At 63.1% G+C, this 2,093-nt stretch carries 1 protein-coding gene and 2 pseudogenes; 1 reads left to right on the top strand and 2 read right to left on the bottom strand.

The features are described from left to right. Positions 1–1,173, bottom strand: a pseudogene (tet(A), locus tag R7035_RS25100) (tetracycline efflux MFS transporter Tet(A)); the annotation flags it as partial. A gap of 105 nt (positions 1,174–1,278) precedes the next feature. Between tet(A) and tetR(A) the strand changes: the two are divergent. Continuing rightward, on the top strand, positions 1,279–1,929 hold the full coding sequence (gene tetR(A), locus R7035_RS25095; RefSeq protein WP_000164043.1) for a tetracycline resistance transcriptional repressor TetR(A): 651 nt from the start codon (positions 1,279–1,281) through the stop codon (positions 1,927–1,929). Between the two features lie 31 nt (positions 1,930–1,960). Here tetR(A) and R7035_RS25090 read toward each other — a convergent pair. Beyond that, a pseudogene (locus R7035_RS25090) lies at positions 1,961–2,093 on the bottom strand (relaxase); the annotation flags it as partial.

Raw genomic sequence — 2,093 nt, 5'->3', positions numbered from 1 at the left:
CTCCAAAGCCCGCGACGCAGCGCCGGCAGGCAGAGCAAGTAGAGGGCAGCGCCTGCAATCCATGCCCACCCGTTCCACGTTGTTATAGAAGCCGCATAGATCGCCGTGAAGAGGAGGGGTCCGACGATCGAGGTCAGGCTGGTGAGCGCCGCCAGTGAGCCTTGCAGCTGCCCCTGACGTTCCTCATCCACCTGCCTGGACAACATTGCTTGCAGCGCCGGCATTCCGATGCCACCCGAAGCAAGCAGGACCATGATCGGGAACGCCATCCATCCCCGTGTCGCGAAGGCAAGCAGGATGTAGCCTGTGCCGTCGGCAATCATTCCGAGCATGAGTGCCCGCCTTTCGCCGAGCCGGGCGGCTACAGGGCCGGTGATCATTGCCTGGGCGAGTGAATGCAGAATGCCAAATGCGGCAAGCGAAATGCCGATCGTGGTCGCGTCCCAGTGAAAGCGATCCTCGCCGAAAATGACCCAAAGCGCGGCCGGCACCTGTCCGACAAGTTGCATGATGAAGAAGACCGCCATCAGGGCGGCGACGACGGTCATGCCCCGGGCCCACCGGAACGAAGCGAGCGGGTTGAGAGCCTCCCGGCGTAACGGCCGGCGTTCGCCTTTGTGCGACTCCGGCAAAAGGAAACAGCCCGTCAGGAAATTGAGGCCGTTCAAGGCTGCCGCGGCGAAGAACGGAGCGTGGGGGGGAGAAACCGCCCATCAGCCCACCGAGCACAGGTCCCGCGACCATCCCGAACCCGAAACAGGCGCTCATGAAGCCGAAGTGCCGCGCGCGCTCATCGCCATCAGTGATATCGGCAATATAAGCGCCGGCTACCGCCCCAGTCGCCCCGGTGATGCCGGCCACGATCCGCCCGATATAGAGAACCCAAAGGAAAGGCGCCGTCGCCATGATGGCGTAGTCGACAGCAGCGCCGGCCAGCGAGACGAGCAAGACCGGCCGCCGCCCGAAACGATCCGACAGCGCGCCCAGCACAGGTGCGCAGGCAAATTGCATCAACGCATACAGCGCCAGCAGAATGCCATAGTGGGCGGTGACGTCGTTCGAGTGAACCAGATCGCGCAGGAGGCCCGGCAGCACCGGCATAATCAGGCCGATGCCGACAGCGTCGAGCGCGACAGTGCTCAGAATTACGATCAGGGGTCTGTTGGGTTTCACGTCTGGCCTCCGGACCAGCCTCCGCTGGTCCGATTGAACGCGCGGATTCTTTATCACTGATAAGTTGGTGGACATATTATGTTTATCAGTGATAAAGTGTCAAGCATGACAAAGTTGCAGCCGAATACAGTGATCCGTGCCGCCCTGGACCTGTTGAACGAGGTCGGCGTAGACGGTCTGACGACACGCAAACTGGCGGAACGGTTGGGGGTTCAGCAGCCGGCGCTTTACTGGCACTTCAGGAACAAGCGGGCGCTGCTCGACGCACTGGCCGAAGCCATGCTGGCGGAGAATCATACGCATTCGGTGCCGAGAGCCGACGACGACTGGCGCTCATTTCTGATCGGGAATGCCCGCAGCTTCAGGCAGGCGCTGCTCGCCTACCGCGATGGCGCGCGCATCCATGCCGGCACGCGACCGGGCGCACCGCAGATGGAAACGGCCGACGCGCAGCTTCGCTTCCTCTGCGAGGCGGGTTTTTCGGCCGGGGACGCCGTCAATGCGCTGATGACAATCAGCTACTTCACTGTTGGGGCCGTGCTTGAGGAGCAGGCCGGCGACAGCGATGCCGGCGAGCGCGGCGGCACCGTTGAACAGGCTCCGCTCTCGCCGCTGTTGCGGGCCGCGATAGACGCCTTCGACGAAGCCGGTCCGGACGCAGCGTTCGAGCAGGGACTCGCGGTGATTGTCGATGGATTGGCGAAAAGGAGGCTCGTTGTCAGGAACGTTGAAGGACCGAGAAAGGGTGACGATTGATCAGGACCGCTGCCGGAGCGCAACCCACTCACTACAGCAGAGCCATGTAGACAACATCCCCTCCCCCTTTCCACCGCGTCAGACGCCCGTAGCAGCCCGCTACGGGCTTTTTCATGCCCTGCCCTAGCGTCCAAGCCTCACGGCCGCGCTCGGCCTCTCTGGCG

Source organism: Vibrio sp. 1731 (genome assembly GCF_033339955.1).
GTDB classification, from domain to species: domain Bacteria; phylum Pseudomonadota; class Gammaproteobacteria; order Enterobacterales; family Vibrionaceae; genus Vibrio; species Vibrio alginolyticus.
Note: the sequence above shows the minus strand (reverse complement) of the source record. Positions and strands in the feature narration are given on the sequence as shown.